Annotated in this window: 17 protein-coding genes and 1 tRNA gene; 14 read left to right on the plus strand and 4 right to left on the minus strand. The window is 67.3% G+C overall.

The features are described 5' to 3' along the window. Nucleotides 1–5: 5 nt before the first annotated feature. The 6 genes from ACLQ20_RS03175 to ACLQ20_RS03200 all read left to right on the plus strand — a co-directional run bounded on the left by ACLQ20_RS03175 (nt 6) and on the right by ACLQ20_RS03200 (nt 4,304). On the plus strand, nt 6–1,232 hold the full coding sequence (locus ACLQ20_RS03175; RefSeq protein WP_151453748.1) for an argininosuccinate synthase: 1,227 nt from the start codon (nt 6–8) through the stop codon (nt 1,230–1,232). Beyond that, complete coding sequence (locus ACLQ20_RS03180; RefSeq protein ID WP_358115141.1) at nt 1,229–2,149, plus strand: methionyl-tRNA formyltransferase; 921 nt, start codon at nt 1,229–1,231, stop codon at nt 2,147–2,149. The genes ACLQ20_RS03175 and ACLQ20_RS03180 overlap by 4 nt, the downstream gene beginning before the upstream one ends. 55 nt (nt 2,150–2,204) lie before the next feature. Continuing rightward, entirely contained in the window at nt 2,205–2,576 is a 372-nt protein-coding gene (locus tag ACLQ20_RS03185; protein WP_358115138.1) for a VOC family protein, read from the plus strand. A 4-nt stretch (nt 2,577–2,580) separates the two neighbouring features. Further along, nucleotides 2,581–3,105 (plus strand): flavin reductase family protein, encoded by a 525-nt coding sequence (locus ACLQ20_RS03190; protein WP_151453746.1) that lies wholly within the window; start codon nt 2,581–2,583, stop codon nt 3,103–3,105. Between the two features lie 145 nt (nt 3,106–3,250). Next, complete coding sequence (locus tag ACLQ20_RS03195) at nt 3,251–3,787, plus strand: VOC family protein (protein ID WP_425854077.1); 537 nt, start codon at nt 3,251–3,253, stop codon at nt 3,785–3,787. Nucleotides 3,788–3,896: 109 nt separating this feature from the next. Continuing rightward, on the plus strand, nt 3,897–4,304 hold the full coding sequence (locus ACLQ20_RS03200) for a contact-dependent growth inhibition system immunity protein (protein ID WP_425854247.1): 408 nt from the start codon (nt 3,897–3,899) through the stop codon (nt 4,302–4,304). A 321-nt stretch (nt 4,305–4,625) separates the two neighbouring features. On the opposite strand, the gene ACLQ20_RS03205 is transcribed toward ACLQ20_RS03200, so the two are convergent. Beyond that, nucleotides 4,626–4,928 (minus strand): hypothetical protein, encoded by a 303-nt coding sequence (locus ACLQ20_RS03205; RefSeq protein ID WP_425854078.1) that lies wholly within the window; start codon nt 4,926–4,928, stop codon nt 4,626–4,628. Between the two features lie 370 nt (nt 4,929–5,298). After that, nucleotides 5,299–5,790, minus strand: a complete 492-nt coding sequence (locus ACLQ20_RS03210; RefSeq protein ID WP_425854080.1) for a hypothetical protein — start codon at nt 5,788–5,790, stop codon at nt 5,299–5,301. An 894-nt stretch (nt 5,791–6,684) separates the two neighbouring features. Here ACLQ20_RS03210 and ACLQ20_RS03215 point away from each other — a divergent pair. From ACLQ20_RS03215 to ACLQ20_RS03240, 6 genes are all read left to right on the plus strand, one after another. Beyond that, entirely contained in the window at nt 6,685–8,700 is a 2,016-nt protein-coding gene (locus ACLQ20_RS03215; protein ID WP_425854081.1) for a hypothetical protein, read from the plus strand. A 313-nt stretch (nt 8,701–9,013) separates the two neighbouring features. Further along, the gene (locus ACLQ20_RS03220; RefSeq protein ID WP_425854082.1) at nt 9,014–9,397 is read left to right on the plus strand and encodes a hypothetical protein; all 384 of its coding nucleotides are present in this window, start codon (nt 9,014–9,016) and stop codon (nt 9,395–9,397) included. Nucleotides 9,398–9,400: 3 nt separating this feature from the next. Further along, nucleotides 9,401–11,182 carry a replication initiator gene (locus ACLQ20_RS03225; RefSeq protein WP_425854084.1) on the plus strand — a complete coding sequence of 594 codons (1,782 nt, stop codon included), beginning with the start codon at nt 9,401–9,403 and terminating at the stop codon, nt 11,180–11,182. 20 nt (nt 11,183–11,202) lie between these two features. Further along, nucleotides 11,203–11,388 carry a helix-turn-helix transcriptional regulator gene (locus ACLQ20_RS03230; RefSeq protein WP_334604778.1) on the plus strand — a complete coding sequence of 62 codons (186 nt, stop codon included), beginning with the start codon at nt 11,203–11,205 and terminating at the stop codon, nt 11,386–11,388. Continuing rightward, the gene (locus tag ACLQ20_RS03235; RefSeq protein WP_425854086.1) at nt 11,385–12,779 is read left to right on the plus strand and encodes a tyrosine-type recombinase/integrase; all 1,395 of its coding nucleotides are present in this window, start codon (nt 11,385–11,387) and stop codon (nt 12,777–12,779) included. The genes ACLQ20_RS03230 and ACLQ20_RS03235 overlap by 4 nt, the downstream gene beginning before the upstream one ends. Beyond that, entirely contained in the window at nt 12,779–13,474 is a 696-nt protein-coding gene (locus ACLQ20_RS03240) for a hypothetical protein (RefSeq protein WP_425854087.1), read from the plus strand. The genes ACLQ20_RS03235 and ACLQ20_RS03240 overlap by 1 nt, the downstream gene beginning before the upstream one ends. A gap of 268 nt (nt 13,475–13,742) precedes the next feature. On the opposite strand, the gene ACLQ20_RS03245 is transcribed toward ACLQ20_RS03240, so the two are convergent. After that, nucleotides 13,743–13,815 (minus strand) — tRNA-Arg (locus ACLQ20_RS03245). Between the two features lie 717 nt (nt 13,816–14,532). Between ACLQ20_RS03245 and ACLQ20_RS03250 the strand changes: the two genes are divergently transcribed. Together ACLQ20_RS03250 and ACLQ20_RS03255 are read left to right on the plus strand one after the other, a co-directional pair. After that, nucleotides 14,533–15,360, plus strand: a complete 828-nt coding sequence (locus ACLQ20_RS03250) for a M23 family metallopeptidase (protein ID WP_425854089.1) — start codon at nt 14,533–14,535, stop codon at nt 15,358–15,360. Between the two features lie 270 nt (nt 15,361–15,630). Then, the gene (locus ACLQ20_RS03255) at nt 15,631–16,593 is read left to right on the plus strand and encodes a DUF817 domain-containing protein (RefSeq protein WP_425854090.1); all 963 of its coding nucleotides are present in this window, start codon (nt 15,631–15,633) and stop codon (nt 16,591–16,593) included. A 131-nt stretch (nt 16,594–16,724) separates the two neighbouring features. Here the strand turns inward: ACLQ20_RS03255 and map are convergent, their stop codons facing one another. Beyond that, the gene (gene map / locus ACLQ20_RS03260) at nt 16,725–17,543 is read right to left on the minus strand and encodes a type I methionyl aminopeptidase (RefSeq protein WP_327030371.1); all 819 of its coding nucleotides are present in this window, start codon (nt 17,541–17,543) and stop codon (nt 16,725–16,727) included. Nucleotides 17,544–17,606: the final 63 nt, after the last annotated feature.

Below are 17,606 nucleotides of genomic sequence, written 5' to 3' on the forward strand. Positions count from 1 at the left end.
CCATCATGTCGACTCGGAACAACATCGCCCCCCAGCACATCGTGCTCGCCTTCTCCGGCGGGCTCGACACGTCGGTGGCCCTGGTCTGGCTCAAGGAGCGGTACCGCTGCCGGCTGACCGCGTTCATCGCGGACCTCGGGCAGGGCGAGGAGCTGGACACGGCCGCCCGCAAGGCCGAGAAGCTCGGCGCCGACGAGGTGCGGGTGGTCGACCTGCGCGAGGAGTTCGCCCGGGACTACGCCTTCCCCATGTACCGGGCCAACGCCCTCTACGAGGGGCAGTACCTGATGGGGTCCTCCATCGGCCGGCCGCTGATCGCCGCCGCGCAGGTGCGGGTGGCCGAGGAGGTCGGCGCCGACGCCGTGGCGCACGGGGCCACCGGCAAGGGCAACGACCAGATCCGCTTCGAGATGACGTTCGCCGCGCTGCGCCCCGACCTCACGGTGATCAGCCCGTGGCGGGAGTGGGACCTGGCCTCCCGCAGCGACCTGCTCGCGTACGCCGGCAGGCACGGCATCGAGCTGGACCTGAGCAGCGGCGAACGGCCGTACTCCATCGACAGCAACCTGCTGCACACCTCGTACGAGGGCGAGGCGCTGGAGGACCCGGCGCAGCCCGCGCCCGAGGGGCTGCTGTTCCGGGTGCGCGACATCGCCGACACCCCCGACGAGCCCGAGACCGTCGAGATCCACTTCCAGGGCGGCAACCCGGTCGGCGTCAACGGGACTCCCCTGTCCGCCAGCGCCGTGCTGGAGGCGCTCGACGAGATCGGCCGCCGGCACGGCATCGGCCGGCTCGACATCGTGGAGAACCGGATCTTCGGCATGAAGACCCGCAACATCTACGAGGCCCCGTCGGGCAGCCTGCTCTGGCACGCCCACCGGGCGGTGGAGTCGCTGGTGCTCGACCCGGAGGTGGCGCAGCTCAAGGAGGAGCTGATGCCGAAGTACACCGCCCTGGTCTACCGGGGCCTGTGGTTCGCCCCCGAGCGGCTGATGTTGCAGACCGCCATCGACTTCAGCCAGCAGGACGTCACCGGCGACGCGATCCTGCGGGTGCACCGGGGCACCGTCCAGGTGATCGGCCGCCGCTCCCCGCACAGCCGCTACGACACCGCGTTCGCCACCTTCGAGGCGGACGACGTGTTCGACCAGCGCGACTCCTCCGGCTGGCTGCGGGTCAACACCGTCCGCTTCCGGGCCGGGCGGGCCACCCGGGCGGCGAAGCCGTGAGGATCGTCTTCTTCGGGTACGGCGAGCTCGGCGCGACCGTGCTGCGGGGCATCGCACCGCACCACGAGGTGCTGCTGGTGCTCACCCACCGGGCCGAGTTCAGCGGGCTCGGCGAGCCGGACGTGGAGCTGGCCGCGGCGGAGCTGGGACTGCCGGTGCGCTACTCGGCCACCGCCCGCGAGCCCGACCTGCACGAGCAGCTGCGCGACCTCGCACCGGAACTCATCGTCTCCACCAACTGGCGGACCCGGGTGCCGGCGGAGGTGCTGCGGATCCCGGAACGCGGCGCGGTCAACACGCACGATGCGCTGCTGCCCGCGTACGCCGGGTTCGGGGCCGTCAACTGGGCCATCCGCAACGGCGAGGAGGAGACCGGCCTCACCGTGCACTACATGGCGGAGGAGCTGGACACCGGCCCGGTCATCACCCAGGCCCGCGTGAAGATCGGCCCGCACGACACCGCCGGCCAGATCCTGGAGCGCCTCCTCGCGGAGTACGTGCCGGTCACGCTCGAGGCGTTGGAGCGGGTCGCCGAGGGCCACCGGGGCGAGCCGCAGCCGCCCGAGGGCGCGTCGTTCTACCACCGGATCGGGGTCGAGGACACCCGCATCGACTGGCGGGACAGCGCCACCACCATCTGCGACCTGGTGCGCGGCCAGTCGGACCCGTTCGTCAACGCGTGGACGACGCACCGGGGGTTCCGGCTGTGGGTCAAGGCCGCCACCCGGCCGACCCGGGCGCACGGCGGCACGCCCGGCCGGATCGTCAAGGCCGACTACGGCGGTGTGGTCGTCGCCAGCGGCGGACCGGGCGACGGCGACGACCGCGGGGTGGTGCTGCTCCAGGTCTCCACCGAGACCGGGCCACCCGTGCGCGCCATCGACTACTTCACCACCTTCGGCGAGTACCTTCACTGACACGGTGACCGGGGGCGCCGGTCATCGCGCGTACGACGATGACGGGAGAGGTCGGATGATCGGTCGACTGCACTCGGTGGTGCTGGACTGTCCGGACGCCGAGAAGTTGGCGGAGTTCTACGTCGAGCTGACCGGCCTGGAGTGGGCCGACAGCGACGGGTACTGGGTGACGTTGAAGGGCGCGGACGGGCATCCCCGCCTCTGCCTCCAGAGCGTCTCCGACTACCAGCCGCCGCAGTGGCCGGATCCGGCCTTCCCGCAGCAGGCCCACCTCGACGTGGAGGTGGACGACATCCAGGAGGCCGAGGAGGCGGTGCTGCGGCTGGGCGCCACCCGGCTGCGCGGCGGCGGCAGCCGCAACCACGGCTTCCGGGTCTACGCCGACCCGGTGGGACACCCGTTCTGCCTGGTCTGGGGTCAGGACTGACGCCATGACCAACCAGGACCGGGCAGTGGAGTTCCGCCGTACCGCCGGGGCGTTCGCCACCGGCGTCGGCATCGTCAGCAGCGTGTACGACGACATCCCGCTGGCGATGACGGTCAACTCGTTCACCACCGTCTCGCTGCACCCCACCCTGGTCCTGACCTGCCTGAAGCACCGGAGTCGACTGCTCGCCCAGATCCGCGACTCAGGCATCTTCGCGGTCACCGTGCTGGCGGCGGACCAACGGGACGTCGCCCGTTGGTTCGCCGACGCCCGGCGGCCCTCCGGCGCGGCCGCGTTCGCCGGCGTCCGGGTGCACCGGGCACCGGCCACCGGCTGCCTCGTGTTCAGCGAGGGACTGGCCTACTTCGACTGCCGCGTACGCGACCTCTCCGACCAGGGCGACCACTCGGTGGTCATCGGGGAGGCGGTCTCGTACGGCCCACTGAATCCGGCGAAGGCGCCGCTGCTCTATCTCCACGGGTCGTACCGGTCGATCGCGCCGGTGCCCCCGGCGGTGTCGGCCGCGTAGCGGACCGTCAACGGGCGTCCGCCGCGTAGCGTCGCCCCATGCGGCGTCCGCCGCGTAGCCGCACCTCGGGCGGCGTCCGTCGTCGCGCGGGTCCGTCCCACGGCGGGCTTGACCCTTACGCCGCGTCAGGCCACAGGCTGGGCACATGAGCGACTACTACGACGCCTTCGAGATGAGCCCCGTGCCCGTTCCCGGCCCGGACGCGGTCGCCCCGGAGCCGTTCCGGGGCATCTACGGAATGCCCGCGTTCGCGACGATCCCCACGGGCGACCTGGCGGCGTCGGTGGACTTCTGGACCCGTGGGCTGGGGTTCTTCGAGCTTTTCAGCGTCCCCGGCAGCGTTGTGCACCTGCGCCGGTGGGCGTTCCAGGACGTGCTCCTCGTCCCGTCGGCGGACGTCCCGGCGCAGGCCCCGGCGATGAGCATCAGCTTCGCGTGCGTGCTCAGCCAGATCGACCCCCTGGTCGAGGCCTGCCGTGCGCTGGACCCGGACTGCGTCGACGGCCCACGGGACATGCCCTGGAACACCCGCGACATCGAGGTGGTCACCCCCGAGAAGGCACGGATCGTCTTCACCGCGGCGAAGCCCTTCGACCCGGCCAGTCAGGAGGCGCGCAACCTGGAAGCCATGGGGATCACCCCGCCGGCCGCCGTTCGCGGCGACAATGCGGAGCATGCCTGATGCCACCGACGCCGACGGCCTGACCGTCGGCCAGGTCGCGGCGCGGCTGGGCGCGTCGCCTTCCTGAAGCCCCGTGATCGCGGCGGGAACTACCCTGACCGCCGTGACGATGATCGAGCAGCTCGAACGGAACGTCTGGCCGGACGCCGGCCCGGACGCCACCTCTCTCGTCAGGCGTTGCACGGGTCTGCGACGCAAGCCGTTGGCTGAGTTCACGGTCGAAGACCTGCGCGTCATGCTCGAGCAGGAGATTGGCGTGCCCGCCCTGCTGCCCCGCGCGGTACGGGTGCTGCTCGACGATCCGTTGGCTGCGGGCGACCGCTACCCGGGCGACCTGCTGTCCAGCGTGCTCCAGCTACCCGACTCTGCATGGTCGGACCTACGCGCGGAACGGAACCGGCTGGCATCCGTCCTGGCTGAACTCGTCGCCAGGCCACCGGTGTCCGGCCCCGACCTCGATCCTCGCGACCCCGATCGACGGCTGCGCGATGACATCGTACGGTTCCTCGGTCGATGAGAGTGGGACTCTTCATCGGGCTCGTGGACCGCGCCAGCCTCTCCGACGGCACAGGTGGAAGAACGAACGATGATCATGGCTGTGACCTGGTGCCCCCGGCAGGATTCGAACCTGCGACACACGGTTTAGGAAGGCGACTCAGACGGGAGGGCTCACACGGCCTTGACCTGGCCGAATGGCTCGATCACCTGCACGGTCACCTGCACGGTCACCTGCACGGTCACCTGCACGGTCACCAAAGATCATTGCACGTACTCTGCACCGTCCGGACTTTCGGCAACTCCGTCGACGGCCCCGACTGCGACCGGCCCGAGTGCTCGATCACGGTCTACGCCGCGCGGAATCCAGCGCCGCCCTACGCACACTGAGTTGGGTCGTGCAGTCTGGACCGAGGTAGAAGTGATCGATCCTGATGTCCGTGTCTGCGATGCCGGCGGCCCAGAGATCTCGGCGAGTCGGCCGCGGCGGTAGATCAACGCCAGGGTCAGCCAAGCGACTCCACGCCTCAGCCACTACGGCGGCCTGATCCTCGGACCAGGCCAGCGACACCCCGTCTTCGTCGCGCTCTTTCTGCATGCGCCGCTCAACTTCCGCCAGGCGCTTCTGTTTCCTGCTCTTGCCCATACTGCGACGGTGGCGCGCCGGCACAGTCAGGACAAGAGAGATCCGCGCACCGCCAGTTTGGAAAATCGCTCTCGGCTGTCGTGATCTGTCCGGAGTGCCTGGTCAGCGGCGGTCCGATCATGACCGCTGCTGACCGTCTGGGACACCGGCTACTGGCACGTGGCTGGCACGGCTGCCCGGTGAGCGCGCAGCTGTCCGGCGGCGTACGGCTTACCGCCCCCGGCCGTCGGGCCGGGGGCGGCTTGCCGTGTCCCCGGCTCTCCGCGCGCCTGGACCCCCGATCTCCGATGGCAAGCCGCGAAGCGTCGCGGCAGCGATCGCCCCGCCCTCGGCGGTGCCCGACCACCTGGGCGATCGTCACGGCCCCAGTTCAGCCGATTGACGCGGGACGCGGCCAATCCACGACAGGGCATTCCGGAGCCTCGGTCTCAAGGCATCCGTTGTCGTCGCGCAGCTCCTGCCACTCTTCGTAAGCTCGATAGACCCTGCGCAGGCTGTCGTGTTCCTCTCGAAGCGCAAGGAACTCGTCCAACAGGGAGAACAGCGCGTCGAAGGCTCTGCGATCAGTCTCGGGGTCCAGCTCGCGTGCGTTCTTCGGACCGACTGGCTCGGTGAGCCTGAGGACGAGGTGTGGCCAGAAGACGTTCGACCCGCATCCCACCCGCGTGACCAGCCATTCTTGGAAGCCCGTCAGGATCGCCTCGTCGGCGACGTGGCACCCGAGCACGAACGCGGTGGCTGAGCTGAAGTCAGGCCGAATCAGGTACATCAGGGGCCGCTTGTGCACGGATGCGAACAGCTCGCGGTGGCGCCGGATCGTCGACTGCATCGTGACAGTCTCCACCGCCGTCTTCAGGTCCACGTCAGGAGCAGGGTGCCGCCGGATCTACTGGTAGCGACTTCTCGAACTGTCTTCGGGGACGATGGCCCGCCGCGCCGGCCGATGCCGGCCGGAGGCCGCCAGCAGGCCGAGTGCGGCGGGCGGGCCGCGCTTGCGCGGCCCCTTGATCCTAAAGAGATCGTTTCGGCAAACGACCTCAGCCCGCTTTCGATCTTGAAATGATCAACTGCCGACGACATAGCCTCCCGCTTGGCCCTGCTCCACCTCGTCCGGCTCTCAGGTGCGAGCAGGCGGCATGGTTGCACAACGTGAGGCGATCGGTCGATCGTGACGAGCGACCCGGCCGCTTTAACAGCCGCCCGCACCTCTGGACAGAGGAATCTCGCCCCTTAGCGGGGCTGCCTATCGTCGAACCGTGACCGTATGCTTACTCACGTGATGGACTCCGAAGTGGACAAAAATACTACCGCTGAGCCCACGGACCTCGCTCCTCCTAAACATTGGACAGATCCTGAACAGCGGCTATGGTCCTCCTTTCGTCGAGGTCAGGAACTCAAGCTACACGGGGTCAACCCCGTAACCACCAATGTCGCCGGCTCCGACCATTGGGGTCCAGATAAGACAATACGGGCAGAGGTTCTAGCCAGCCTCCTTCTTCATAGTCCTTCACAAGAACCGGGTCGACCCAATCGGCTAATTCTGTCTGGAGCGCGAATCTCTGGCAAGCTCGACCTCGGCTGCAGCAAAGTCGCCCCTTTCTCTCTGATCAATTGTCTCTTCGAGGAAGAACCGAATCTCAACGACGCCGCCGCAGAATTCGTGGGCTTTGTTAGATGCCTACTCCCCGGACTCTCCGCCGCGCGCATGACATGCAGTGGGCCCGTCTGGGTCACGCACTGCAGGGTCACAGGGGGGGTGGACCTGGAGGATGCGAATATTGCCGGCGACGTACTTTTTCGGGAAACCAGCTTCGAAACCCCTTCTCAACTGTTTTCGATCGACCTCGGCGGCGCTCGCATTGCGAGCGACTTGGCTCTGGATCAGCTAATCGCCAACCGGTCCGTTCACCTTCATAATGCCTCCATATCTGGTGACATTACCTTTACGGGCGCCAACTTGGACTGCCCTGGCACTGTGGCCCTCTCCGGCAAGCAGATGATCGTGGGTGGGTCCATCTTATTCACGAAGAACTTCCGCTGCAACGGAGCGATCTATCTAGAGGGAGCGAAGGTCGACGGTCAGGTCATTTTGACCGGTGCCCGAGTCGTGCGCCCAGATGACATTGCTCTAGATCTAGACCATACAACGATCAGACTAGGCGCCACGGCAGACCGCGCGAGATTTGAAGGAACGGTACGCCTGCATCATGCCCGCATCGGCTGCCAGCTCTCATTCTCAAATGCCCAGATAATTAGGTGCCGAGACAAGAAGGCGATTTCGGCCGACCATATAATAGTAGAGGGTTCGGCAGCAATGAATGGAGGATTCCGCTCAGAGGGGCTAGTGCATATGCACGGCGCTCAAATTGAGTGCAATCTGTCGTTAAGTGAGGCGCGAATATTGACCGATAAAGGGCCAGCCTTTACGCTAGATGGCGCCTCGATTGGCGGAACGCTATACGGCAATAATTGTGACTTTCAAGGCTACCTTGATCTTGAGGGCGCAACGGTTATGGGGCTCGTCAGCCTTAAGTCGGCAAAGCTTGCCGCAAACAACTCCGTGGCCCTTGATATTCGTCGCGCCGATGTGCGGGGAGGAATTTTTGCGACAGGTGGATTTAGCGCTCAGGGGATGGTTTCCCTGGCTGATGCGAAAGTCGCCGTAGGTATAGACTTCAGTGACGCAAGGATTGCCAACCCCAGAAAGAAAGCCCTGAATTCGGCCGGACTCGTGCTCACTGGCAACTTCGTCTGCAACCGAATCGAAGTTGACGGCCTTGTAGATCTAGCCGCCGCCGTCATAGACGGCGATGTGAGCCTCGCAGATGCCACCCTGAATGGGGTCCCACTGGAAGAGGCTTCGAGGGGAACCGAAGTTGACCCGTTCCGTGGAGGTGACTGGCGGGGAGCCTCGCTGCGCGCCACTGCTAGCAAGGTTAGCGGTGACATCAACCTGCGTGGCGCACGCTTCACCCAATCTCTGGTGCTTGAGTCTGCCTCTGTGCAGCGAGCAGTCTACCTTGACTCAAGTCGCCTTGAGGGCGAAGAATCCAGCGCCTTAGCCGCACGGTTTCTGCGGGCCACGATACTAAGCCTGAAGCTGAAGACGCGGCCGACCGGCGCGGTATTGTTGACCTCAGCCACTATTGGAACGATCATTGACGACGCCAATTCCTGGCCCGAAGAAGCTCCTATTTCGCTCGATGCACTCCGTTACGCTTCCATCGACACAGAACTGACAATAAACGATCGCTTACGAATTCTTCGGCATGCAACACCAACTTACACCCCCCATCCTTACGAGCAACTTGCATCACAGCTCTCAGCCTCGGGCCAAGACGACGAGGCAAGACAAGTGCGCCTATCTGCTATCCGGCGCTCCTACGAAGCAACACGTCCCCTAATTCGCGCATGGGGAAAGATGCAGGATGTCGTTGTGGGCTACGGCTACGCGCCTTTCCGGGCATTATTTATATCCTTCCTTCTCCTTACAGGCTCAGTCTTATGGTTCACGTTTGCCCCTCTCGCTTGCGGTAATCCCGGCATGGAAAACCTCCCGCTCTGCCCGATTAAGGCTAATGAACACCCAACGTGGGACGCCTGGCTTTACTCGGCAGATCTTCTTATTCCGCTCGTGAACCTCGGACACGAGAATTCGTGGGATCCTACAGGTGCTTCCAAGGCGGTTACCTCAGTCCTGATAATCGCTGGATGGATCCTCACGACAACTATTGTCGCGGCGGCAGGGCGCTCATTGCGAGGTCGCCCGTAGCCGCGAATAAACGTCACGTGTAGCGCGCCTAAACCGGCCTTCGAGCTTCGGCGGGCTTGTGAGAACAGCAGATGCTGCTTCTACCATCCCGCCTACCGTCGACTCGCCTCCCTAAAGCAGGCAGCCACCCTGGCCCGTCACGTCAAGATGGCCTGTAGAGCCAGCGTGTCCTACGCCGCGCGAGTCGTCACCGGGCGGCCAGACCGGTTGCCGGCGCCGCCGCACCGGCGGCCCGATCCGGTACCCGATGTTCCTGCTCGTCTGCGCCGTCGCCCTGTCCCTGTCGGCGCAACTCGCCGTGGCCTAGCCGGGCGTGTCCGGGTGGCTGCTGTCAGCCGTGCCGGCGCTGGCCTTCCTCGGCTTGTCCAAGCTCATCTTCTCCACCACCCCCGCCGCCCCGGCGGCGGTGCCCGTCAACAAGCCGACAGACGCCAGCGAGTGGAGCGACGTCCCGCCCGGCTACAACCCGGTCGACGACCGGCCGCCCTTCGCCGTCGCCGACGAGGGCCAGGCGGTGACCCTCGCCGTCGCCAACGAGGACCAGACGGTGCCCGTCGCCGTGAAGGCCACCGACGAGCAGCCCTGCGGCTCTCCGCTCGGTTCCCGTGGTGCCGGTGGAGAGGCGGCCGGGGCTGGTGCCCGTGCCGGCGGCGGCGTTCGCGCTCCGCAACAGCAGCGTCTTCGGCGGGGAGCGTGACCGGTGAGCCAACTTGAACTCGTCCCCACGACTCCCGTCGAGCAGCCTCGGCCGGGGTCGCGGGCGGACCGGATGCGCAAGCCCCTGGCCAAGGACGCGCTCAAGCAACTCGCCGAACAGAACGGCGTCTGCGTCCGCCCTCTTGCCCTGCGCCGCACCGACACCGCCACCGGCCTGACCGAGGTCGTCGAGGTGCCCTGCGGCGCGACTTTGGCAGCGAAGTGCAAGCCGTGCGCGGAGCGGGGCCGGCGGCTGCGCATCCAACAGATCCGCGAGGGCTGGCACCTCGCCGACGAACCCGCCGTTCGCCCCGACCAACCCGGCGAAGACGTCCTCGCCCTCGTACGGGTCCGGGCACACCTGGAGTTCGAACGCGAAGCGGCGCAGTACCAGCCGATGACCCCCGACGAGCGGGCCGCGCAGATCGCCGAGATCGATGCTGCGATAGCTGAGCTGGACGAAGCCCTCGCCGAAACCAGCCTGCGAGGACACCTCACCCCGAAGGAGCGCGACGAGCGGCCCCGGCGCAAGCGCTCGACCAGGCGGCGGCAGGACTCCCCAGACCTGCCCCGGCTGCCGGTCGACCCGCGCACGGTCGGCCGCGCCTACTCCGGTAAGGCGGGCAAGACGCACCGGCCGTCGATGCTCATCACGCTGACGCTCGGCTCACACGGTTCGGTGCACTCCCACCTGCGGCGCGGCGCCTACGTCGCCCCGTGCGAGTGCGGCCAACGGCACGGCCCGTATGACGACGTGCTCGGTACCCCCGTCGACCCCACCACATACGACTACCGGCGCGCGGCCCTGGATGCGATCCACTTCGCGCGGGTCCTCGACCGGTGGTGGCAGAACGTCCGCCGCGCCGCCGGTTGGAACGTCCAATATGCCGGTGCCGTCGAGCTGCAACGCCGCCTCGCCCCACACGCGCACTTCGCCATCCGCGGCACCCTGCCCCGCCGGCTGCTCAAGCAGATCGCGGCAGCCACCTATCACCAGGTGTGGTGGCCGCCCTTCAATGAGCTGGCCTACCCGGTCGACAAGCCGCCGGTCTGGGACGTCGACCGACAGGCGTACGTCGACCCGAAGACGCGCGAGCCGCTGCCCACCTGGGGTGAAGCCCTCGACGCCCTGGAGGAACCCGACAGCCGGCCCGCCTACGTCGCCCGGCTCGGGCGTATCGACGCTCGGGGCATCGAGCAGGGCACCAAGGATGCGGAGCGGTCGATCCGGTACGTGACGAAGTACGTCACCAAGGATCTGACCGACCAGGCGAAGCCGCGCTCCGACGCGCAGAAGGCGCACTTCGATCGGCTCCACGCGGAACTCGCTGTCCTGCCGTGCTCGCCGACGTGCGCGAACTGGCTGCTCTACGGCGTCCAGCCCGACGGGGTCAAGGCAGGCTTGACCCCCGGACGGTGCACCGGGAAGGTCCACCAACGCTCCACCCTCGGCTTCACCGGCCGACGCGTACTCGTCTCCCGGCAGTGGTCCGGCAAGACCCTCGCCGACCACCGCGCCGACAACCGGTCCTGGGTCCGCGCCATCCTCGCCGGCGGCATGGCCGACACCGAAGAGCACGACCAGGCCGCCGACGACGCGGACGGGTCGAAGCGATACCGGTTCGAACTCGCCCGACCCGAAGACCCCGACGTGCCACCGCTGGAACACCGGCTCCTGCGCGCGATCTCCGCCCGCATCCGCTGGCGCTCTGACCTCGACACGGCACGGCTACGAACAGCCGCCGCCGTTTCGGCAACCGCTGCTCGCCTCTCCTCTGCTGCTTGATCCGAAGGAAAGAACCCCTCATGGAAAGTGAGCTGTTGACCGTTCCAGAAGTCCTCGCCGTGCTCAACGGTGTGTCACGGCGGACCTTCTACCGCTGGCGTGAGTTGGGCATCGCCCCGGAGTGCATCAAGCTGCCCAACGGTGAGCTGCGCATCGAGCGGCGCGACCTGCGGTCGTGGCTGGAGCAGCACCGGGAGGCCGCGTGAAGTCCCGGGAGGTGCGGATCCGGGGCATTCAGGTCAACGCCCTGGGCGGTCGCAAGAAGTCGTACACCGTCCGCTGGGTGGTGGGCAGGGGGCCGAAGTCCCGGACGTTCGGCACCCGGGCGCTGGCGGACAACTTCCGGTCGGACCTGATGCAGGCGGCGAACCGGGGTGAGGCGTTCGACGGCGACTCCGGGCTGCCTGAGTCGTTGATGGCGCCGGTGGAGTCGGTGAGCTGGCTCGGCTTCGTCCGCCGGTACGTCGACATGAAGTGGCCGGGCGCGGCGGCCAAGTCCCGGGAGAGTACGACGGACGCGCTGGCGACCGTGACGGCGGTGCTGGTGCGGGACCTGGCCGGGCAGCCGGATCCGGCGTTGCTGCGGCGGGCGTTGCGGGAGTGGGAGTTTCCGCCCGCGTCTCGGCAACTCGACCGGCCGGCGGAGATCGCTGCCGCGCTGCGGTGGCTCGGCAAGGCGTCCCTGCCGTTGTCGGCGCTGGCGGAAGCCGCGGTGGTGCGTCCGGCGCTGGACACCCTCGGGCTGACGTTGGACGGGCGGCCGGCGGCGGCGTCGACGACCAGGCGGCGTCGCTCGGTCTTCTACAACGTTCTTCAGTACGCAGTGGAGTTGGAGCTGTTGGGCTTCAACCCGGTCGACAAGCTGCGGGTCCGGTCATCGCGGCGGAAGGTAGCCGGGGAGGTGGACCGCCGCGTTGTGGTCAACATCCGCCAGGCGCGCGAGCTGCTGACCGGCGTGACGTACGTCGGTCAGCGCGGGAAGAACGGCCGGCGCGGCGAGCGCCTGGTCGCCTTCTACGCCTGCCTCTACTTCGCGGCTCTGCGGCCGAGTGAGGCGCTGGGCCTGCGGGAGCAGGACTGTCATCTTCCGGCAACCGGTTGGGGCCTGCTGACGGTGGAGAAGTCACGGCCGGCGGCCGGGAAGCGCTACACCGACAGCGGCGAGGTGCACGACGACCGGGGACTCAAGCACCGGGGCGACACGGAAGCGCGGGAGGTGCCGATCCCGCCGGAACTGGTGGCGATTCTTCGGTCGCACATCGACCGGTTCGGCGTCGGCGCCGACGGGCGGTTGTTCCGCAGCGACCGGGGCAATGTGGTGTCGTCGTCGACGTACTCCCGGGTCTGGGAGGAAGCGCGGACGCTGAGCCTGACCCCGGACCGGGCGGCGTCTCCCCTGGCCGGGCGTCCCTACGACCTGCGGCACGCCGGGGTGTCGCTCTGGCTGAACGCCGGGCTGCCGGCGCCCGAGGTCGCGCAGCGGGCCGGGCACTCGGTCGACGTGCTGCTCAAGGTGTACGCGAAGTGCCTCGACGGAGACCGTAGCCGGATGAACGAGCGAATCGAGGCAGTGCTTGGCTCGGCCACCTTCACTTGATGCAGAAGTGGGTGTCGGTCGAGTGGTGTATGAGTACGGACGGACATCACCGCCGTCTCGACCCAAAGGAGGCTCTGCACATGTCCCACTGGTTGGCTTGGCTGAACGTTGATCGCCTGGGCGTCATAGTGGCCATCGCTGCGGCTGCCTCAGCCGTGCTTTATGCCCATAGGCAAACAGCTATCGCAAAAGGCGCAAGGGCTGAGGCAAAGCGCTCCGCCGATGCCGCTGAAGAACAGGTGCGTATCGCTGATGCCGCGAAGGCGGAGGCCCAACGATCGGCTGAGGCTGGGTTGAGGGCGGCTGCAATGGATGCGCGCCGCGATCACCACGACTACGGAGCAAGCAGAGTTGAGCTGGAGAGCCTTGAGCGGCGAGAAAGTAAGAGTCTTCCGAACCTCCAAAGCTACGTTGCGACCGTAAGGAATGCGAGCCCGAAGGAGTTCACGTACCGGGCACGCATCTACTACACGGCCAACAGCTACTCCGATGTCCAGCCGGGGAACATTAGGTCGGGCGAGAAAGTAGAGCTGCATCTGGGGAACCCGGACATAGAGTACGAGCGACTTGAGATGTGGCTCGACGGAGAATGTTCATGCGATCAAGCCGAAGGCGTAGAGGGCCACTGGCGGCGTTCTTTCCTCGTGCCGCCGGCACCACGACAGCCTTCGCGAGCAGTCACGGTACTCAGGTGACCTCCCGCTTCATCCTTGTCTCCAGCGTGAAGCAGCCTGAGCGCGATGATGATCAAGGGCAGGTCGGGGCAGGCTACGAACGCGGCTTCAGGCTCGCCTCAAGGACCCGACCTGCGGAAACTGGCGCTTCTGGGCTTCAAGATCATTGCACGCACTCTGCACGGACGGCTACAAACGGCGGCTCAGGGTGGCATCCGGCTGCACAGGTCGACCGATCGACGCGGTGACGTATCCGCTGGTCAGATGGCGTTTCTGCTGATCTTCGAGGTGCCCCCGGCAGGATTCGAACCTGCGACACACGGTTTAGGAAACCGATGCTCTATCCCCTGAGCTACGAGGGCGCGAGGGCCTAGTCTAGCGACCTGAGGGTTCACCTGGGTGGCAGGGCGTGGCCCACGTTCACCCACGCTTCTCGGACCGCCGTTCTCCCAGCCCAGGACTACACCCGGAGCACACGAACCCGGTTGCGGCCGATGGTCGGCAGCGGTGACCCACACTGGCACCGGTTCGCCCATGTTGGCACCCGCCGGAGAGCACACACCGCGCACCTCATCGAAGATCAACGACATTCAACTACGAGCCATCCCGCCCGCGTACGCACCGGCGCGTCTCGCTGCCAAGATCCTCGCGTGCGCCGCCGCCTGCACAGGCAGGCAACAACGGGGTGGTCCCACACCTGGCGCTGGCCGCGACCCCACTGGCACCGCATACCTCCGAGTCGTTGGTCGCCCAGTGGAGCGCGACGTTCTTGACCAAGCCGGCCACAGCCGCACCCGGGTCGGGATCGCTGTCTGATCCACCACCAACCGGGGCGGTGCACGGCGGGTATCGCCGCAGCCGGGTCCGCCGTCAGCGCAGCGAGTGGCTGGGCGTCGCCCAAGCACGCAGCAACCGGCCCGGTCCACCCGGCGATCTTCCTGGAAGCGACCGACGCGCAATGTGACCTACGAAGACGCATGCCCTGGCCTGGCTACATCACGGAGAGGGCTCGCGTGACGCCCCAAAGCGATCGCAGGGAAACCCTTGCCCTCCAACGGAAGTAGCCTTAGGTTGCATCGATGATCCTCAGCGAGGAGCCTCGCCCTGACCCTCCTCAGGGTGTCAGCCACGATCTGCCGCCCGAGGATCTCGGTGGCATCGCCTATCTGCGTGGACTTTCGAGACGGGGGTTCATCACAGGCGCTGCGTTGGCGGCATCCGGGGTGTCGGCCGCCTTTGCTCTGCTGCCCGGCTCCGCTCAGGCTGCCGGCAGCTATCAGAGGCCGTGCGGAAACGTCCGGATCTCGAGCTCGTGGCAAGACCACCGGAACCGGACGCCGCCCTCGGGAGAGCCGGGCACCGACTATGCGGTCGGAACCGGCACTCCCGTCAAGGCCGCGGCGAACGGCACCATCCGTTACGTGAAGACCGACACCTCCACCGCGACCGGGCGCGTCGTGGGGATGGCCCACGATGATGGCAACTACACCCGGCACCTGCACCTGTCGACGATCGCCGTCTCGACCGGGCAACGTGTGTCGCGAGGCCAGACGATCGCGTACTCCGGCGCCTCGGCGCACGGCAGCGACCGCGGTGTCGGGCCGCATGTGCATACGAGTCTCTGGCTGAACACCGGCAGTCCGACGAATTTCCGCGCGACTGTGGATTTCGAGAACTACGTCGGAGACGTCGCCAACCCGAACCCACCCGACCAGGAGGTAGATGAAGTGTTCATCGCGAATGTGAAGGGCAACTGGTACCTCGTTGTCCCCCAGGGCACCGGCAAGCCGCGGGCGGTGGTCCTTGGTGGCGACAGCAATGCCGGCGCTTCCGGCCTCCCCGTCCTGAACTTCAGCTGGGATCCGTCGATCAACGCACTCAGGGCCGCGGTCGACGGCATCGGCTGATCTGGCCTGACGCGTCACGGCGGCCAGGGATACACGCGGTGCAGGAAACGGCAGCGTTGTCGTGCGTCGCCACCCAGGTCCGTTCGACGTCGGCCATCTCGTCGTCGACCCAGACGAACCGCCGTCCTGCGGCCCACTCGACGAAACACAGTAGGTCTTCCAGTGCCGCCGGCTGCTGCCGTCATCGCCGTCCGGCAAGTCGCGATCGTGTGGGCCATCCGCGTGCCGCCGGCGCGGATGTCGCCGTTTCGAGAGCACTAACCTCGGGCGATGCGACACGTCCCCGTCGAACCGGCCTCGCTCACCTCGGCCGAACGCGCGATCGATGCCCGCTTGCGCGTCGCGCTGGCCCAGCTGCCGCGGCACGGGCCGGCCGGCTGGCTGACCGAGTTCCTGGCCTTCGGGCTCAAACAGGCGTGGGCATGTGTGTTCGGTGCCGCCATGCTCGCGGTCATCTGCGCGGCGCACCTGTGGTATCCGGACGAAGCAGCGTTCGCCCGCAACGATGCCCTCACGGTCGCCGCCATCGCCGTCCAGGTCGCGATGCTGGCCGGGCGCCTCGAGACCCTGCGCGAGCTACGAGTGATCGTCCTGTTCCACCTCGTCGGAACGCTCATGGAGCTGTTCAAGACCCACATCGGTTCGTGGACCTACGAGCCCGACGGCGTGCTCCGGCTCGGCGGGGTGCCCCTGTTCAGCGGCTTCATGTACGCCGCGGTCGGCTCCTACATGGTCCGGGTGAACCGGTTGTTCGACCTGCGCTTCACGCGCTACCCGAAGCGCTGGTCGACGGCCGTGGTGGCGGCTGCGATCTATCTCAACTTCTTCGCCAACCACTACGTGCAGGACCTGCGGTGGCTGCTCGTCGCGGTCGTCGCACTCGTGTTCGGGCGCTGTGTCATGCACTTCCGCATATTCCGGGTGCGGTGGCGGATACCGCTGCTGCTGGCCTTCCTCCTCGTCGCCTTCTTTATCTGGCTCGCGGAGAACATCGCCACCTGGTCGAACGCCTGGCTCTACCCGAGCCAAGTGGGCGGATGGCATCCGGTCTCGCTGACAAAGCTGACGTCGTGGTTCCTCTTGATGATCATTTCGGTCGTGCTGGTCACCTGGATCTCGCCGCCGCAACCGCCCGACGACCGGCAGCCGCCCCGACGGGCCGATGAGACAGCGCTCGACCCGGTGCCGGCCGGCCAGCAGGAGCGGCGGAACGTCAGGCGCTCTGAATCCTGACCAGGTCTCAGCTTCCAGCGAGACCGTCGTCGGCGAGAGCCGTCAGCGGGACCGTCGTCCGCGAGAGCCGTCGGCGCAGCCCCGGCCCGCCGTCCCGTCGATATCCGCTCACGCCCGAGGCGGGCAGTGGGTCAGGAGGCTGTGGCGGACTTCGTGGCGGGGCCGGCCGAGGCGGCACCCTGAGTGAGGCGGCGGGTCAGGACCTGAGGGCCGGAAGCCGTGATGGCGACGGTGTGTTCGGAGTGGGCGGTGCGGGAGCCGTCGGCGGAGCGGATCGTCCAGCCGTCCTTGTCGAACTTGATCTTGTCCGTGGAGCGGCAGAACCAGGGCTCGATGGCGATGGTGAGGCCGGGGTTGAGCTTCAGGCCGCGGCGGGGGCGGCCGTCGTTGGACACGTGCGGGGCCTCGTGCATGGTGCGGCCGATGCCGTGGCCACCGAACTCGGCGTTGACGCCGTAGCCGTAGGAGCGGGCGACCTCGCCGATCGCGGCGGAGATGTCGCCGAGGCGGCCACCGGGCTGGGCGGCGGTGATGGCGGCCTCCAGTGCGACCTCGGTGGCCTCGATCAGCTTCAGGTCGGCCGGGTCGGGGGTGCCGACGACGACGGAGAGCGCGGAGTCGGCGACCCAGCCGTCGATGCCGACCGCCATGTCGATGCTGAGCAGGTCGCCGTCGCGCAGGACATAGTCGTGCGGCAGGCCGTGCAGCACCGCGTCGTTGACCGACAGACACAGCACGTTGCGGAACGGGCCGCGGCCGAACGAAGGGGCGTAGTCCCAGTAGCAGGATTCGGCGCCGCGTTCCTTGATCCGGCGGCGGGCGTGGTGTTCGAGGTCCATCAGGTTGACGCCGACCGCGGCGACGTCGCGCAGTTCGGCGAGCAGTTCGCCGACGAACTGGCCGGTCACCGCCATCCGGTCGATCTCCTCGGCGGACTTGAGCTCGATCACGACAGCCTCCCTCTCCCCTGTGCGGTATTTTTATACCACGCCAGGTCGGGATGCTTCGGGGGT

Source organism: Micromonospora sp. DT46, from assembly GCF_049841735.1.
GTDB classification, from domain to species: Bacteria; Actinomycetota; Actinomycetes; order Mycobacteriales; family Micromonosporaceae; genus Micromonospora; species Micromonospora reichwaldensis.